General features: G+C 65.8%; 19 protein-coding genes. 11 read left to right on the top strand and 8 right to left on the bottom strand.

Translation table 11 applies throughout. From position 1 onward, the window contains the following. Positions 1-3: 3 nt before the first annotated feature. From E8M84_RS15785 to E8M84_RS15770, 4 genes are read right to left on the bottom strand one after another with little or no spacing between them, the layout of a single operon-like run. Positions 4-1,200: a beta-ketoacyl synthase gene (locus tag E8M84_RS15785; protein WP_137112173.1), complete on the bottom strand. Its 1,197-nt coding sequence runs from the start codon at positions 1,198-1,200 to the stop codon at positions 4-6. Beyond that, the gene (locus E8M84_RS15780) at positions 1,197-1,466 is read right to left on the bottom strand and encodes an acyl carrier protein (RefSeq protein WP_137112172.1); all 270 of its coding nucleotides are present in this window, start codon (positions 1,464-1,466) and stop codon (positions 1,197-1,199) included. The genes E8M84_RS15785 and E8M84_RS15780 overlap by 4 nt, the downstream gene beginning before the upstream one ends. After that, positions 1,463-2,560, bottom strand: coding sequence for a UDP-3-O-(3-hydroxymyristoyl)glucosamine N-acyltransferase (locus tag E8M84_RS15775; protein WP_137112171.1), 1,098 nt, complete (start codon positions 2,558-2,560; stop codon positions 1,463-1,465). Before E8M84_RS15775 ends, E8M84_RS15780 begins: the two co-directional genes overlap by 4 nt. A 45-nt stretch (positions 2,561-2,605) precedes the next feature. Then, complete coding sequence (locus E8M84_RS15770; RefSeq protein ID WP_240790417.1) at positions 2,606-4,213, bottom strand: murein L,D-transpeptidase; 1,608 nt, start codon at positions 4,211-4,213, stop codon at positions 2,606-2,608. Positions 4,214-4,549: 336 nt separating this feature from the next. Here E8M84_RS15770 and E8M84_RS15765 point away from each other — a divergent pair, with 336 nt between their 5' ends. Beyond that, positions 4,550-5,119, top strand: coding sequence for a DUF882 domain-containing protein (locus E8M84_RS15765; RefSeq protein WP_170971964.1), 570 nt, complete (start codon positions 4,550-4,552; stop codon positions 5,117-5,119). Positions 5,120-5,254: 135 nt separating this feature from the next. On the opposite strand, the gene E8M84_RS15760 is transcribed toward E8M84_RS15765, so the two are convergent. Beyond that, positions 5,255-5,989 (bottom strand): RlmE family RNA methyltransferase, encoded by a 735-nt coding sequence (locus E8M84_RS15760; RefSeq protein WP_137112170.1) that lies wholly within the window; start codon positions 5,987-5,989, stop codon positions 5,255-5,257. Continuing rightward, positions 5,986-7,128 carry a Ppx/GppA phosphatase family protein gene (locus E8M84_RS15755; RefSeq protein ID WP_137112169.1) on the bottom strand — a complete coding sequence of 381 codons (1,143 nt, stop codon included), beginning with the start codon at positions 7,126-7,128 and terminating at the stop codon, positions 5,986-5,988. Before E8M84_RS15755 ends, E8M84_RS15760 begins: the two co-directional genes overlap by 4 nt. 190 nt (positions 7,129-7,318) lie before the next feature. Between E8M84_RS15755 and E8M84_RS15750 the strand changes: the two genes are divergently transcribed. The 5 genes from E8M84_RS15750 (at position 7,319) to E8M84_RS15730 (ending at position 11,260) form a co-directional block, all read left to right on the top strand. Further along, on the top strand, positions 7,319-8,008 hold the full coding sequence (locus tag E8M84_RS15750; protein WP_137112168.1) for an outer membrane protein: 690 nt from the start codon (positions 7,319-7,321) through the stop codon (positions 8,006-8,008). Positions 8,009-8,232: 224 nt separating this feature from the next. Then, positions 8,233-8,535 (top strand): virulence factor, encoded by a 303-nt coding sequence (locus tag E8M84_RS15745; RefSeq protein WP_137112167.1) that lies wholly within the window; start codon positions 8,233-8,235, stop codon positions 8,533-8,535. 46 nt (positions 8,536-8,581) lie between these two features. Then, positions 8,582-9,496: a methylenetetrahydrofolate reductase gene (locus tag E8M84_RS15740; RefSeq protein WP_137112166.1), complete on the top strand. Its 915-nt coding sequence runs from the start codon at positions 8,582-8,584 to the stop codon at positions 9,494-9,496. Positions 9,497-9,511: 15 nt separating this feature from the next. After that, on the top strand, positions 9,512-10,492 hold the full coding sequence (locus tag E8M84_RS15735; protein ID WP_137112165.1) for a methyltetrahydrofolate cobalamin methyltransferase: 981 nt from the start codon (positions 9,512-9,514) through the stop codon (positions 10,490-10,492). Between the two features lie 234 nt (positions 10,493-10,726). Further along, positions 10,727-11,260 (top strand): DUF4157 domain-containing protein, encoded by a 534-nt coding sequence (locus tag E8M84_RS15730; protein ID WP_137112164.1) that lies wholly within the window; start codon positions 10,727-10,729, stop codon positions 11,258-11,260. Positions 11,261-11,340: 80 nt separating this feature from the next. Here the strand turns inward: E8M84_RS15730 and E8M84_RS15725 are convergent, their stop codons facing one another. Beyond that, positions 11,341-12,066, bottom strand: coding sequence for a GNAT family N-acyltransferase (locus tag E8M84_RS15725; RefSeq protein WP_240790416.1), 726 nt, complete (start codon positions 12,064-12,066; stop codon positions 11,341-11,343). Positions 12,067-12,118: 52 nt separating this feature from the next. Here E8M84_RS15725 and msrB point away from each other — a divergent pair, with 52 nt between their 5' ends. Next, positions 12,119-12,511: a peptide-methionine (R)-S-oxide reductase MsrB gene (gene msrB, locus E8M84_RS15720; protein WP_137112163.1), complete on the top strand. Its 393-nt coding sequence runs from the start codon at positions 12,119-12,121 to the stop codon at positions 12,509-12,511. 26 nt (positions 12,512-12,537) lie between these two features. On the opposite strand, the gene E8M84_RS15715 is transcribed toward msrB, so the two are convergent. After that, the gene (locus tag E8M84_RS15715; RefSeq protein ID WP_240790415.1) at positions 12,538-13,026 is read right to left on the bottom strand and encodes an outer membrane protein assembly factor BamE; all 489 of its coding nucleotides are present in this window, start codon (positions 13,024-13,026) and stop codon (positions 12,538-12,540) included. Positions 13,027-13,214: 188 nt separating this feature from the next. On the opposite strand from E8M84_RS15715, the gene E8M84_RS15710 reads away from it, so the two are divergent. From E8M84_RS15710 to E8M84_RS15695, 4 genes are all read left to right on the top strand, one after another. Further along, the gene (locus tag E8M84_RS15710) at positions 13,215-13,787 is read left to right on the top strand and encodes a YceD family protein (protein WP_137112162.1); all 573 of its coding nucleotides are present in this window, start codon (positions 13,215-13,217) and stop codon (positions 13,785-13,787) included. 187 nt (positions 13,788-13,974) lie between these two features. Next, positions 13,975-14,181 (top strand): 50S ribosomal protein L32, encoded by a 207-nt coding sequence (gene rpmF / locus E8M84_RS15705; RefSeq protein WP_137112161.1) that lies wholly within the window; start codon positions 13,975-13,977, stop codon positions 14,179-14,181. Positions 14,182-14,204: 23 nt separating this feature from the next. Then, positions 14,205-15,341 (top strand): phosphate acyltransferase PlsX, encoded by a 1,137-nt coding sequence (gene plsX / locus E8M84_RS15700; RefSeq protein WP_137112160.1) that lies wholly within the window; start codon positions 14,205-14,207, stop codon positions 15,339-15,341. Further along, on the top strand, positions 15,338-16,309 hold the full coding sequence (locus tag E8M84_RS15695) for a beta-ketoacyl-ACP synthase III (protein WP_137112159.1): 972 nt from the start codon (positions 15,338-15,340) through the stop codon (positions 16,307-16,309). The genes plsX and E8M84_RS15695 overlap by 4 nt, the downstream gene beginning before the upstream one ends. Positions 16,310-16,359: the final 50 nt, after the last annotated feature.

Genomic DNA, 16,359 nt, shown 5'->3' with positions numbered 1-16,359 from the left:
GCGTCAGGCGCGGCGGAAGGCCAGGACGGCGTTCAGGCCGCCAAAGGCAAAGGCATTCGACAGCACTGCCTCTACCCGCGCCACCCGTGCGCCGTCCGGGATGACGTCCAGCGGGCAGTCCGGGTCTGACGCCTGAAACCCCAGCGTCGGCGGCAGCACGCCCTCGGTCAACGCCAGGATGCAAGCCATCGCCTCCAGCGCACCCGTCGCACCGATTGCATGGCCGTGCATCGCCTTGGTCGAGGACACGGGCGGCGGGTTCGCCCCGAACACCTGCAAGATCGCCGCACTTTCGGCCCGGTCATTGGCCAGCGTGCCCGTGCCATGTGCGTTGATATAGCCAATGTCGGTCTGTGAAAGCCCCGCATCGGCCAGCGCCGCCCGCATCGCTCGCGCCGCCCCGTCACCACCCGGGGCCACGATGTCAGCGGCATCCGCCGACATCCCGAAGCCCGCCACCTCGGCCAGCACGAAAGCGCCCCGCGCCCGGGCGTGGTCCTCTGCCTCGAACACCAGGACCCCGGCCCCGTCGCCGATGACCATGCCCTTGCGGCCCAGACTGAACGGCCGACAAGCATCCGGGGCCAGCACCCGCAGCCCCTCCCAGGCCTTCACGCCGCCAAAGCACAGCATCGCCTCAGCACCCCCGGTCAGCATCACATCGGCCGACCCCATGCGGATCTGCTGAACGGCCAGCCCCATCGCATGGTTCGCACTTGCGCAGGCCGAGGACACCGCCAGCACCGGCCCTGACAGCCCGTGCCGGATCGACAGATGCGAGGCCGGGGCATTGTGCATCAGCCGGGGCACGACCAGCGGGGAAACCCGGTTCCGCCCCTCGGCAAAGACCGCGCGATAGCTGTCCTCCCAGGTCTGGATGCCACCCGCCGCCGTCCCCAGGATCACGCCACCGCGCGCCCCGATCCCATCCGGCAGGCCCGCCATCGCCATCGCCTCGGCCCCAGCCATCAGCGCATATTGCGTCACCCGGTCCAGCAGCGGCAGGTCCTTGGCAGCAAAATGCTCCTCTGCCCGCCAGTCACGGACCTCGGCCCCGATGCGGATTGTCAGCCGGTCGGCGTCGCGAAATCCCAGCGGTCCGATCCCGCAGCGTCCTTCGCGAAAAGCGTTGAAAGTCCCGGGCACGTCCAGCGCCAGCGCATTGACCGTCCCGATGCCGGTGACGACGACGCGCCTCATCCCGCCTTCCGGGCGATCAGCTCCTCGACCCCGCGCACGATGCTGTTGACCGAAGTGAAATCGAACTCTGGCTGGTCGGGTTCGTTCGCATTGAACGGCACCGTGATGTCAAAGCGTTCCTCCAGCGCAAAGATCGCCTCGGCCTTGCCCAAGCTATCCAGCCCCAGCGCGTCGATCCCGGCATCCGGCGCGATCTCGGCGGGCGCCAGCAACAGCTGCCGGGCCAGGATCGCGATCACATCCGCCTCGATCTCTCCCCTGGTCATTCGCTGTCAGGTGCCTCCGCTTCGGACCCGCCCTTCTCCAGCGCGGCCACCCGCGCCGCCAGGCGAGGCAACCGGCGCAGAGCTTTCTGCATCTCGACATGGGTTTCCATCTTCACTGCCGGATAGCCCAGCAGCACCCGGCCCGCCGGAGCGTTGGTGAAAATCTTCGTCGCCCCGCCGCAGATCACGTCATTGCCGACAAAGATGTTGTCGTTGACCCCGCACTGCCCGCCCATCACCACCCGGTCGCCGATCCGGGCCGACCCGGCAATCCCGACCTGCCCGCAGAGCAGGCAATCGCGCCCGACCTGCACGTTGTGGCCGATGTGGACAAGATTATCCAGCTTGGTTCCCGACCCGATCTGCGTATCCCGGATCGTGCCCCGGTCGATACAGACGTTCGCGCCGATTTCCACATCATCCCCGATGGTTACGGCGCCAAGCGAATGAATCCGTGTCCAGCTTTGGTCTCGGATCTCGGCCCGGCTGCCCAGCGTCTCGCGGATTTCCTCGACCCCGGATTTCTCGGGCGTGACAAAGGAAAACCCGTCCGCGCCGATGACCGCGCCCGGCTGGCAGATGAAACGGTCGCCGATGGTCACCCGCGCGCCGATCCGGGCGCCTTGCAGGATCAGCGCATCGGCCCCGATCCGCGCCCCTTCCGCAATCGACACATGACTTGCGATCCGCGCGCCCGGCCCGATCACCACACCCGCGCCGATCACCACGAACGGCCCGACCGCCGCGCCCTCGCCCACTGTCGCCGAAGGATCGACCACCGTCAGCGGATGCACGCCCGCAGCAATCGCCGGGCCAGGGTCCATCAGCCGCGTCAGCCCTGCCATCGCCAGCCGCCCGCGCGGCGCGAAGATCGCCGCTTTCAGCCCCATCCCGCGCCAGTCGGCGCCCGGCCAGACCACCGCCGCCAGCGCCTGGCCCTTGGCAATCCCGTCTCCGTAGCGCGGGTCCATCGCGAGGGCCAACTGGTCCGGCCCCGCCGCCGCAGGCTCGGCCGCACCGCGCACGGTCAGGTCAAGCTCACCCTCCGCCTCGGCACCAAGCGCCTTTGCGATGTCGCGGATCGTATGGCCCATGGGTCCCCCGGCTGCGTCAGCCCCGCGGCTGAGTCAGACCAAGGTCTACCCCTGAACGCCAGCCACTTCCACCCCGGCGGCCTGCAAGGCATCCCACAACGCCGCATCCCGCCCATAGATGTCACGGCGATAACCGATGCGGCCCTTGGCGTCAGGATAGGCGGTGAAATAGACCAGATGCACCGGCAGGACCTGCTTCAGCTTGACCGTCGTCTCGTTGCCGGTCTTCAGCGCAGCCTCGAACTCTTCCTCGGCATTGTCGGTCTGCCAGGACAGCAGTTCATGCGCCAGATCGAACGGGTCCGCCACCCGGATACAGCCATGACTGTAGGCGCGCACCTCGTGATCGAACAGCGACTTCGACGGCGTGTCATGCAGGTAGATGTTGTGCGTGTTCGGGAACATGAACTTCACCTTCCCCAGCGCGTTCCCGTCCGACGGCGGCTGGCGCAGGCCATATGGGAAGGTCCGCCCCGAATAGGCGGCAAAGTTCACCGATCCGCGCGACACGACGCGCCCCCGTCCGTCGATCACCTGCAAGTGGCTTACCGCATTCGGGTTGCGCTGCAGCAGCGGCAGGTATTCGTTCACGATGATCGACCGCGGCACCCCCCAGGAGGGGTTGATGACCATATGCTCCATCTGGTCCGAGAATTCGGGGCTGCGCTGGTCGGGCACGTTCTTCCCGATCACCACCCGCGTCTCGAAGATCGTCTTGCCGCCGTCGATGATCCGCGCCTTGAAGTCCGGCAGGTTGACCCAGATGTGCTTGGTCGTCCGGTCGATGAGCATCCAGCGTTCGCGTTCCATCGCCACGATCACCGACCGCAGACGCGTCTCCGGGCCGATGTTGATTTCTTCCAGCGTCGCGGCATTTGCCACGCCATCGGCCGTCAGCCCATGGTTCAACTGGAACCCGGTGACCGCCGCCTGCATCACGCGGTCATAGCTCGCGACCGAGGTCGGGGCGAGATATCCCATCCGCACAAGCCGGTCGCGCAGCGCGACAACGTCGGGCCCGGTGTCCCCCGGCCCCAGCGCCTTGGCCGAAACCGGCTCGCCCCAGCCGCCCGCCGCAATCTGCGCTTCAAGACCGAACTTGGCCTTCATCAGCTGCAGATAGGCCGTAGACTTCGGCTCCAGCCATTTCAGCACCGCGTCGGGGTTGCCGTTGGCAATCCGGGTCAGCAGCGTCTTGGGGTCGATCCGGTCGATCTCGCGCACGATGCCGCGGTCAACGTCCTTCGGCACCAGCGCGCCCGAGGTCAGGTCCCGCGCCCAGGCCAGATAGGCCTGCGTCATCTCCACCTCGACCCGGCCCCGGTCGCCCTCGGTCTCGGCCGCGCGCAGCTTTGCCACCAGCGCCGCCGCATCGTAGCGACCGACCGGCAGGCCGTGATCCTTTGCGGAAGCGATCGCGGTCAGAAACGCCTCCCGCCGCGCGGCATCATCTGCGCCGGTCCACAGCGTGTCGTAGCCGGACTCGCGGTACCAGGCCGCCACAACCTCGTCGGACGAGGCGCTTGCGGCCAGCGATTGGGTGAAGGCAGCCGTCTGGGCAAAGGCCGTGGAAGAAAGGGTCTGGACAATCACCAAGGACATAGGCACCAGCCAGGACTTCACCACCAGCCCGCGCATCGAAACGAACGACATTCTACCCCCGATCTCAACAACTTGAAGCCGCTTTGGCATCTTCTCCCGGAACTGCAATCCTTGTCCATTCACAAAGCTGCCGAGGCGCAAATTGACCGCTGGATTGTGTCGCATCGGGCAACAGACGATGCCTGGAACGATGCATATCGACCACAGTTGGCGGAATTTGCGCCCGTTAAGCAGAAATTTGCCGATTCAGGTTGTGCTTCCCCCCACGCGGACAATCGGCGCTTGGGCTTCGATTCGACTTGTGCAATAAGATCGTTGCACTTGGGGAAGATGGTGCACGAGAGCTGCGTAACGGCAGTCGAAGACAGCACGGGGACAGACGTTAGAATGACGGACAATCGGCTTATGGGCGTTTCGCGCCGCGGTCTTCTTGGTGCGTTTGCCGCAACGGCGGTGATCGCGGCCCCTACCCTCTCGAACGCTTTCGGTGTCCTCAAGGGTGCCGGCGACATCCGCCGCATCCGCATGTACTCGGGCCGCACCGGTGAAAGCATCGACACGATCTACTGGGTCGAAGGCGAGTACATCCCGGAAGTTGCCAAGGAAATCAACCATTTCATGCGCGACTGGCGATCGGATGACTCGATCGGAATCGACCTGCGCACCATTGACATCATGGCCGCCGCGCATCGCCTGATGGATGTCAGCGAACCCTACATGCTTCTGTCGGGCTACCGCTGCCCGAAGACGAACGCCATGTTGCGGTCCAAATCGCGCGGCGTTGCCAAGAACTCGCTCCACATGAAGGGCCAGGCGGCTGACCTCCGTCTCTCGTCGCGCTCGGTCGGGCAGATGGCCAAGGCGGCCGCGGCGTGCTCGGCGGGCGGCGTGGGCAAGTATTCCCGGTCGAACTTCGTGCACATGGATTGCGGCCCGGTCCGCAGCTGGGGCGGCTGATCCCGGCAAGACCCATGAAACAGGGCGCCCTCGGGCGCCTTTTTCATTGGCATTTTAGCGACCCGCTCATCGCTGGTCTTCGACCGCTCTTCGCCCCCCCCCGACGAGAAGCCGAAGGCGCACGAGGAGGCGTCGCTAGGCCTCACCTGCCCCGCCGTCGATCTCGCGCCCACGGAACCCCATAGCCACCACGAATTTCTCGGAGCTGTCCGCCCGACTGGCCGGAGGCTTGACGTTCGCCACCTTGCGGAAGTTCCGCTTGAGCATCGCCTGCATCTCGTTTTCGGCCCCGCCCGCCAATACCTTGGCGACGAAGGTCCCGCCGTCCTCAAGCACGTCGAAGGCAAAGGCCAGCGCCGCCTCGACCAGCGCCACGATGCGCAGATGGTCCGTCGCCTTGTGACCGCTTGCCGCCGCCGCCATGTCCGACATCACCACATCGGCCCGACCGCCCAGCCAGCCCTTGACCTTTTCGTCCGCATCGTCGGCCAGAAAGTCCAGCTGGTGGATCTCGGCACCCGCGATCGGCTCCACCTCCTGCAGGTCGACGCCCAGCACCGTGCCGACCGGCTTCTTCGGGTTCTGCCCCAGCGCGTTGACCCGCACCACCGCCACCTGGCACCAGCCCCCCGGCGCGCAGCCCAGGTCGACAACCCGCGCCCCCGGCTTCAGGAAACCATAGCGGTCATCCAGCTCCAGGATCTTGAACGCCGCCCGCCCGCGATAGCCCTCGCGCTTGGCACGCTGGACGTAAGGGTCGTTCAGCTGGCGCTCCAGCCACAGGGTGGAAGACAGCTTGCGCCCCTTGGCGGTCTTCACCCGCACCCGCAGCTCTCGCTGTCCGCGACCCGAGGTCGGTTTCTCCGTCATGTGTAGGGCCCGTCTTCCAGCACGCCATCCGCGCTCATCTGCGCGTAAAGAAGCCCCTCCCTAAGCCCCCTGTCGGCCACCGACAAGCGGTCTGTCGGCCAGATGCGCATCAGCGCCTGCAGGATCGCCGCTCCCGACATGATCAGCGCATGCCGGTCACGCCCGATCCGGGGATCCGTGCGCCGCCCCTCGGGGCCCAACGACAGGTATTCCCGGATCACCAGGTCGATCTGGTCACTGGTCATCTGCAACCCGTCGACCTTGGTCCGGTCATAGCGTTTCAGGTTCAGGAAGGACGCCGCCACCGTCGTCACCGTGCCCGAGGTCCCGATGATCTGGAACCCCTCGCGCGGGTTGTTGGCATTGTAGGGGCTGAAATTCGACAGGTTCTCCTCGAAGAACCAGCTCATCAGCGCAAAGCGCGCCGCGTCGTCGTCGACATCAATGAACTGATCCTTCAGCGTCGCCACACCCAAGGGCACCGAAATCCAGTCCACCACCCGCGCCACCGCCCCTTCGCCCTGCGCGTTGAACCCCATGTGCAGCCGCATGATCGCGCGCGGCCGGTCCGCCGGGGCCACCGCGCTCAGGTCGATCCACACAAGTTCCGTCGACCCGCCGCCGATATCGACCACCAGAAGCTGCTCGGTCGCCGGATTGACCAGCGGCGCGCAGGAAATCACCGCCAGGCGCGCCTCTTCCTCGGGCGCGATGATTTCCAGCGCCAGCCCCGTCTCGCGGCGCACCTGGCGGATGAAGTCCTTGGCATTGCGTGCCCGGCGGCAGGCTTCCGTCGCCACCAGCCGCATCCGCCGGACGCCATGCTTCTCGATCTTCTTCTCGCAGATCCGCAGCGCCTGGATCGTGCGGCCCATCGAAGACCGCGACAACCGGCCCGAGGCCTCCAGCCCCACGCCCAGCTGCACCGATTTGGAAAAGCTGTCGATGATCGAAAACTGACTGCCCAGCGGCTGGGCAATCAGCATCCGGCAACTGTTCGTTCCCAGGTCCAACGCCGCATAGAGCGGTGCCGGCCCCGGGTCAGGTAGGGCTGACGGCACATCCGCGCGGGAAACAGGCGACCCCGTCTCGACCGGCGCATCAGTCGCGTCCGCCCTACGGGGACGCTCGGGCGTCATGACCGCCCTCCATCTGTGGTTAAGCTAAGGGTAATGGCGTTGCCGCCCCCGCGCAAGCGCACTTCACCACGGGCCTGTTGCAATTCTGCCTGCACCCAACCCAAGCCGCGAATCACCAGGCGAGCGTTGGTTGACCTAAGGCTGTCCCCGGACCTAACCTTCGTCAAAACAATAAAGAATTGAGGCAGTCATGGCTTACCGATCGGGCTCTCTGGCCGCAGGCCTGCTTGCGGTCGTCATTGCGGATCTTGCTCTGGCAGAAGATGCCGCACCTCCAGACGTGTCGCCAACTCCTGTCGCCAACCGTGTGATCCAGGACTGGAGCGGAACCTATTTCGGTTTCGCGCTTGCGACGCCTCGCGGCGACAATACCTGGCGCCAAGCCTCCGATGGACTGGAACTGGTTCCGGGAGACTGGAACGGATCAGCAATGGTCGTCTCGCTTGGCCATAGCTGGCAGTCCGATCGCCTCACCTACGGGGCGCAGATTTCTTTCGGCAGTGGTCAGTACTCTGCCGACCCGACAAGCGCAACTTTCATCAGTTGCGCAGCATGCTCAACCACGGCGTCCGATCTGCTCCGTCTGACCGGTCGTTTCGGTTTTGCGACCGGACAGACGCACTTCTTCGCCAATGGCGGCCTGGCAAAGGCCAACGTGACAGCCACAAATCTGTTCGGTCTCCTCGTCGTCGCCGACCAATCCATGACGGGCTGGACCGCAGGCCTCGGCGTCGAGCAACGTATTGGCGAAAATCTCAGCCTCTCCGTGTCCTACGATCATGCGGACCTCGGAACTCTGGACCTGCCGACTTACCTTCCCACCGGTCAGACCGAGGTAAACATCGACCTGATGCAGGTCGGCATGAACGTGCGCTGGTAGAACGCCATTCCGTTCGGCGGTATTCGGGCCAAGGATGAGCGCCCTTCATCCAAGTGATGAAAACTTCTCAGGCTGGCAGGGCTGGCACGGTCGTTGTGGCCCGGCTACGTTCCCGCCGCAGAGGCGGGGTCGCATCCTGCTTGCGCCATGTCGAAATCCGACATCGATTGTCGGAGAGCGACGACTATCACAGGGTCAACACCGGCAAGGGGAATCATCACGTCATGGCCGAAGTCACCATCGTCTACTGGCGCGACATTCCGGCCCAGGTCATCGTCGGCAAGGGCCGCCGTGGCTCCAAGGTCCAGCTTCCCGAACGGTTTGAGCAGGCCATCGACCGCTGCGCCATGAAGATCGGCGCCAAGGACGCGGACGCCTATCTCGCCGAATGGCGCAAGGTCGTCGTCGCCGATCTGGAGGGCGAGCCCGACACCATCGCCGCCGACTATGCCGCCAAGCTGGAAGCCGAATTCGACACCGCCCGCATCAAGACCCTGATCGACGCCGAAGGCTGGGCCAAGGCCTGACGCCCGCATGACCCCGCCCAAGCCTTCCACCCTCAAGGAGACCGTGATGGCCCTGTTCAATTTCCGCCGCAAGGAAGAAGCCGCCCCCGCGACCGGCGGGCTTGAGGCCTTCCTCAAGGGCTACTCGATCGAGGTCATGCCCCGCACCGCCGAAAAGGTGGAAAGCTTCCGCGACATCCTGCCCACCGGCACCCGGGTCTACATCGCCAACATCGAAAGCCCGATCGAGGAGATGACCGCCACCGCCAAGCGCATCGTCGACGAAGGCTTCGACGTGATGCCGCACTTCCCCGCGCGCATCATCAAGGACAAGGCGACGCTGTTCGACTGGGTCGCCCGCTACAAGGACGTGGGCGTCAAGCAGGGCCTGATCCTGGCAGGCAACCCCGCCGCGCAGATCGGCGACTTCAGCTCCTCGATGGAACTCCTTGAATCCGGGGCCTTCACCGGCTTTGAGCGTCTTCACGTCGCGGGCCACCCCGAAGGCAACAAGGACATCGACCCCGATGGCTCGGACCGCATGGTTATGGAAGCCGCCCGCTGGAAATCCGCCTTCGCTGAACGCACCGACTCGAAGATGGCGATGACCACCCAGTTCTGCTTCGAGGCGCAGCCCGTCATCGACTGGGTCAATCGCCTGCAGGCCGAAGGCATAAAGCTCCCCGTCCACATCGGCATCGCCGGGCCTGCGAAACTGCAGACGCTCATCAAGTTCGCCATCGCCTGCGGTGTGGGGCCCTCGCTCCGCGTCCTGCAAAAGCGCGCGATGGACGTGACCAAGCTCCTCCTGCCCTATGAACCCACCGAAGTCCTGGAAGCCCTCGCCGCCCACAAGGCCGCCAACCCCGGCTTCGGCATCGAACAGGTCCACTTCTTCCCCCTCGGCGGCATCAAGACCAATGCCACCTGGGTCACCGAACACGGCGGCGCCTCGGGCGTCCCTGCCTCCGCCACCGCCTAAGAGAAAGCTTCAAGAATGACCCGTACCGTCGTTGAATCCAAAACGAAAGCCGTCGTCATCGGTTTCGATGAACCCTTCTGCGTGATCGGCGAACGCATCAACCCGACGGGCCGCAAGAAGCTGGCCGCCGAGCTTGAGGCCGGCAATTTCGAGACCGTCATCAAAGACGCCCTCGAACAGGTCGCCTGCGGGGCTACGGTCCTCGACGTGAACTCCGGCGCAGTCTTCACCAACATGATGGCCAAGGACCCGCGCTACGCCGACAACAACTTTGTCGAGCCGCCGCTGATGAAGGCGCTGATCGAGATCATCCAGCAGACCGTCGACGTGCCGCTCTGCATCGACTCGTCCGTCCCCGGCGCGCTTGAGGCGGGCCTGCAGACCTGCGAAGGCCGCCCCCTCCTGAACTCGGTCACCGGGGAAGAAGAACGGCTCGAACTCGTCCTGCCGCTGGTCAAGAAGTACAACGTCCCCGTCGTCGCCATTTCGAACGACGACACCGGCATCTCGCCCGACCCCGACGTCCGCTTTGCAGTCGCCAAGAAAATCGTCGAACGCGCCGCCGACTTCGGCATCCCCGCGCATGACATCGTCGTCGACCCGCTGGTCATGCCGGTGGGCGCAATGGCCAGCGCGGGCCAGCAGGTCTTCACCCTCGTCCGCCGCCTGCGGGAAGAGCTTGGCGTCAACACCACCTGCGGCGCCTCGAACATCTCCTTCGGCCTTCCGCATCGCCACGGCATCAACGGCGCCTTCCTGCCGATGGCCATCGGCGCGGGCATGACCTCGGCGATCATGAACCCGGTCCGCCAGCAGGAGATGGAGGCGATCCGCGCCGCCAACTTCCTGATGAACCACGACGCGAACGGCGGCGAATGGATCCGCTTCGCCAAGGTGCTGGAAGCCGTCGAAGGCGGCCTAAGCTTCGCCGACGCCTCCGCCGCCGCCTCCCAGGCCGCCGGTGGCCGCCGCGGCGGGCGTCGCGGCCGCGCCTAAGTCTGCAGGACTGCCCTTCGTCAGCAGGGGCAGTCCTTCCTCATTCACCTGTTCCCAAATATCCCCGCCGGAGGCACATCCGAGCGGTTTTGCGTCCTTAACGCAAAACCGCGAGACAAGGACTCTTCGCGCGGCACGCGCTCATTCTGAATAGCGCCCGCACCCCGCTCACCTTTCCGACACCGGACCCCCGCGCCGGTTGCACCGGCCCCGGAAGGTTGGCACCTTTCCCTCATGCCGCGCCGCCTCGTCCTCACCCTCCTCCTTGCCGCCCCAGTCGCGGCGCAGGTCCCGGACCTGAGCTTGCCGTTCGACGCGACCGGCCAGGCCGCTCTGGAAACCGCCCTCGACATGGCCGCAGCGGCGCTGGCCAACTCGCTCGTCCTCTCCCGCGACGCTGCCTGGGCCGCCGGAACCCAGCCCATCCCGCCGCACATCCGCGAGGCGCTTCTGACCTGGTATCCGGCGGCCCTCCTCGACAGCATCGAATACCGCACCGGCATCGACGAGGAGTCGACCCTGCAGTCCCTTGCTTTCCGCTACGGCGACGCCAATGCCATCACGCTGATCGACACGATCGTTTTCGCCGACGCCCGGGCCGCCGAAACGGACATCGCCCTCTGGGCACATGAGGTGCGGCACGTCGAGCAGTTCCAGCGTTGGGGGCTGATGGGCTTTGCCCAACGCTATGTCCGGGATCATCAAGCGGTGGAGGACGAGGCCTATGCCATCGGCAACGCCGTCAAGGCGATCTACGGTGGCGGCTGAGAAATCCCTAACGCCAGCTTAACAGCGTCGGCCAAGCCATTGATCTGACTGACTACAGGACCAATGTCCACCGTGGACAGCTACCCCGCGACCGCCCGCAAGGACGCCGCCCGCGCGCGCGGCACCCGGTCTACCTCGACGCAGGTGAAGACGTGGAGCGTATCCAGCTCCCGGTCCACCACCGCATGATCCGAGACCCAGCCCCCCATCCCCAGATAGGTCCGCAGCAAGGGCGGCAGCCCGGCGAGCGAAGCCCTCCGGTCGGCCACTGGCCCGGCCAGCCGTAGATACTCGACGACCTCCGCCGCCTTCCGCCCCGGCAGATGCTCGGCAGGTCCCACGAACTCGGCCGCCAGCAGCGCCAGTCCCGCCCGGTGCGCCTCCCAGCCTGCCCCCCGGAACGACGAACTGCCGACCAGCAACCCCGCCTGCCCCTCATCCACGATTCGCGTCATCGCCCCCCAGGCCAGCCGCAGCACATCGGGATGCACGCCCCCCGGCGCCACGCAGAACCGGCCGATCTCGGCGATGGGCTTTGCATAGCCCGACAGCGGCCCCACGTCGTAGAATCGCGCCGCATAGCCTTGCGCCAGCCCTGCGCCCCAGCCGAACAGCATCACCCGGAAGTAGGCCAGCATCCCGGCCTCGCCCTCGACCACCACATGGGCCGACAGCGCGTCCTGCGCGTCCTCCTCCTGGCCTGCCACCCTAGGAAAGGCCGCACGCCGGAACGCCATGACCCGGCCCATGTCCCCTGGCCCCTGCGCCAACCGCGCGATCAACTTGCCTTTACGGATCGGCTCCACGCTTTTCTCCGCGCCCCCGGCACCCTACATTCGGCTTCCAAAGGAGACCCGCATGGACAAGATCGTCAAGTCAGATGCCGAATGGCAGGCCCAGCTTTCGGACCTCGCCTACAAGGTGACCCGCAAACACGCGACCGAACGCGCCTTTACCCATGACGACTTCCCGAAGGACCCCGGCACCTACCGCTGCATCTGCTGCGACGCACCCCTGTTCGACCAGACGACCAAGTTCGACAGCGGCACCGGTTGGCCCTCGTTCTACGCCCCCCTCGACCCCGAAATGGTGGGAGAGCAATCCGACAACAGCTGGTTCATGCGCCGGACCGAGGTGCACTGCAACCGCTGCGATGCACATCTCGGACATGTCTTCCCGGACGGCCCCAAGCCCACCGGCCTGCGCTACTGCATCAACGGTGTCGCACTGACCTTCGATCCGAAGGACTGACCAAACGGCCTTTGCCTCCTTGGGAATCACTCCCCGAGGAGGTCGCCCGCCTGCAGCCGCCCGAAGCTGCCAAGGATCTGCTGGATGAACGTCAGCCCCTTGACGTTCGTCTCGGTCACCCGACGCGAGATTTCGACCACGCGGCCGTCCTCCAGCCCGTAGCGGGCGATGTTTTCGACCACACCCGACTCGGTGAAAGTCACGGCCAGCACCTGCCGGTCGATCTCCTTCGGCTCGCGCGGGCCGACCAGCTTGTAGCGGCTTTGAACGTAGAACCAGCCGACATCGTTCAGAAGCCCCGAGGTGGAGGGACGGCCGATCTTCTGGCCGACCGTTTCACGGGTGTCCTTGCCGACTTCGACCTGGGCCAACTCGTCCTCGGACGGGACATAGCCGTGGTTGCGGTAGACGGCCGAGCAGGCGGCGACTGCGGCCAAAAGGACCAGCATCAGCCCCTGCCTGCGCGCATTCCGGCAGGCCGCTAGGACCGACCGCGCCAACCGGAAATCTGCCATGCCTGCCCTCACGCCCGCTGAAACGCCGGAAACCGACGCGGGTTCTTCAAAACCCTTGGACTTCGGGATAACAGAACATGAGCCTATAGTTCAAGAATGGAACGCCGCACCCGCTGCCGTCCCACATCCCCGTCGTCTATTTGGCCGCAGTGCGCATGCGCCCGGCCCCAGCCGCAAAGGCCCGTCCGATGACCGATTCCACTGCCGCGCGCCCCTCCCGGTTCCGGACCGGCGCGCTCAGCCCGCGCAAACCGACCCGCTTTGCGTACAGCCCCGATGCTGCCGAACGGGCGAACCTCGCTGCGGATCTTGGCCTTCTGGCGCTCTATGCCCTGGATCTGAAGGGCGAGATCCGCCCCGCAAGCCGCGATGAACTGGTGCTTGAGGCGCAGCTGGTGGCCCGCGCCGATCAGGCCTGCAGCATCACGCTGGTCCCGGTCCCGGCCCGCGTGGACGAGCCGGTGCGCCGTCGCTATGTCGCAGGGCTGACCCTGCCAGACGGGGAAGAGGTCGAGATGCCCGAAGACGACAGCGTCGAGCCGATGCCAGAGGAGATCGACCTGGCCGAGATCGCCGCCGAGGCCCTGGCCCTGGCCTTGCCGCTCTACCCGCGCGCACCGGGGGCCGAGTTCGGTCAGGCGACCCATGCGGGTGACGGCGTGACGCCCCTATCGGACACCGATCTGAAGCCTTTTGCCGGGTTGCAGGGGCTTGCGGCGAAGCTTGCCACGAAGGGCGAACCGGGGTCCGAGGAGGGCTGAGTGAACTCCCGCGCAAGCCACCTTTGCACCTGCGAAAAGGGGCTTGCGCCGCCCCGAAATCCGAGTATGTTCCGCGCCTCATTCAAGCTGTGAAGCAGCATCCGTAAGCTATTGTCCGAAGGGACAGTCACGGGTCTGATTCACAAAGGAAATCCGGGGCATGTCCCCACTGCCCAAAGGTTGAGACATGGCTGTCCCGCAGAACCGCACCACGAAATCCCGCCGCAACATGCGCCGCGCGCATGACGCCCTGGTGGCTGCCAACCCGAACGAATGCTCGAACTGTGGCGAGCTGAAGCGTCCGCACCACGTCTGCAGCGCTTGCGGCCACTACGATTCGCGCGAAGTCGTCTCGATGGCGCGGGAAGTCGACCTGGACGAAGACGCGGCGTAAGCCGCGCTTTTCGCGCCCGCCCGATGGCACTCGGACCCGAGTCTGCATCTGCCCCGGCAAGCGAGCGCGTTGTCATTTCAGTTGACGCCATGGGTGGCGATCGCGGGCCGGCAGCCGTAGTTGCCGGCCTGATCGACTCATTGGCCCGGCGGCCGCGCATGGACGCGATCCTGCACGGCGACGAAGCCCTGCTGCGCCCGCTGTTGGCGCGCCACCCCAATCTCGCCTCACGCATCACTCTCCGCCACGCCGAACGTGTGGTGAAGATGGAGGACAAGCCCGCCCAGGTCATGCGCCACGGACAGGGCACCTCGATGTTCTCGACCATCGACGCGGTGAAGGACGGCGAGGCGGCAGCGGCGGTGTCCTGCGGCAACACCGGCGCGCTGATGGCCGTGTCGATGTTGCGCCTGCGCAAGCTGCCGGGCCTGAACCGCCCCGCCATCGCGAGCCTGTTCCCGACGCCTACTCCCGGCAAGATGAACGTCATGCTGGACATGGGCGCCGACGTGAAGGCCGATCCGGGCGACCTTCTGCAATACGCCTTCATGGGCGCGTCCTACGCCCGCAACGGGTTGTCGATCGCCCGCCCCCGCGTGGGCCTCTTGAACGTGGGCACCGAGGAACACAAGGGCCGCGCCGAACTGCACGAGGCGCACCGGTTGCTGGGTCACAGCGCCGAGGCGGGCAGTTTCGACTATGTGGGATTCGTCGAAGGCACCGACATCCTGTCTGACCGGGTCGACGTGATCGTGACCGACGGCTTTACCGGCAATGTCGCGCTGAAGGCCATCGAGGGCACCGCGCGGCTGGTCGGCGATCTGTTGAAGCAAAGCCTGACCTCGACGCTGATGGCCAAGCTTGGCGCGCTCCTGGGTCGCGGGGCGCTGAAGCGGCTACAGATGCGGATCGACCCGCGCCGGGTGAACGGCGGGGTGTTTCTTGGCCTGAACGGCACCGTGGTCAAATCGCACGGCTCGGCCGATGCCACCGGGGTCGCAGCGGCCATCGGACTGGCCTACCAACTGGCACAGGTGCGTTTCCTGGAACGTCTCGCGGCGCGGGTTGCATCCGCCGAAGCCGCGGGGCAGGATGCCGCCCGTGTGGAGGCTGACCGTCAGCAAGCGGGGCCAGGGACCGGAGGCATTCCGACCGAATGACGATACGCGCCGCAGTCAGGGGCGTCGGGCATTATCTGCCCGAACGTGTCGTCCCCAACGCCGAATTCGAAGCCATTGTCGAAACCTCGGACGAATGGATCAAGTCGCGTTCAGGTATTGAACGCCGCCATTTCGCCGCCGACGGTCAAATGACCAGCGACCTTGCCACCCGCGCCGCGCAGGCCGCGCTGGCCGATGCCGGGATCGCTGCCGACCAGATCGACGCGATCATCGTCGCCACCTCGACCCCGGACCTGACCTTCCCCTCGGTCGCCACCATGGTGCAGGCAGCCCTCGGGATCACCAAGGGCTTTGCCTTCGACGTGCAGGCCGTCTGCGCGGGATTCGTCTATGCGCTCGCCAATGCCAACGCCCTTGTCGTCTCGGGCCAGGCCAACCGCGTGCTGGTCATCGGCGCGGAAACCTTTAGCCGCCTGATGAACTGGAAAGACCGTTCGACCTGCGTCCTCTTTGGCGACGGCGCGGGCGCAGTCGTGCTGGAGGTGGTCGAAGGCACCGGCACCAACACCGACCGCGGTATCTTGTCGACCGACCTGAACTCGGACGGCCGCTACAAGGACATCCTTTATGTCGACGGCGGCACCTCGACCGGGACCACCGGGCATCTGGTGATGGAAGGCAAGGAAGTCTTCCGCCATGCCATTGAAAAGCTTGCCGAAACCGCCCACACCGCGCTGGACAAGGCCGGCCTGACCCCCGAAGACGTCGACTGGATCGTGCCGCATCAGGCGAATATCCGCATCATCGAGGGCACCGCGAAACGCATGCAGGTCCCGATGGACCGTGTCGTCGTCACCGTGCAGGACCACGGCAACACATCGGCCGCCTCGATTCCCCTGGCGCTGTCGGTTGGCAAGGCGCGTGGCCAGATCAAGCCCGGCGACCTGATCGTGATGGAGGCGATCGGCGGCGGCCTCGCCTGGGGCTCGGTCGTCCTGCGCTGGTAAGCGCCTTTAACACCGCTTCCCAAGTGGTTGATATTGACTCGTAAATCCAT

The sequence above is a fragment of the Rhodobacter sp. SY28-1 genome (assembly GCF_005222785.1).
Classification (GTDB): Bacteria; Pseudomonadota; Alphaproteobacteria; order Rhodobacterales; family Rhodobacteraceae; genus Tabrizicola.
Note: the sequence above shows the minus strand (reverse complement) of the source record. Positions and strands in the feature narration are given on the sequence as shown.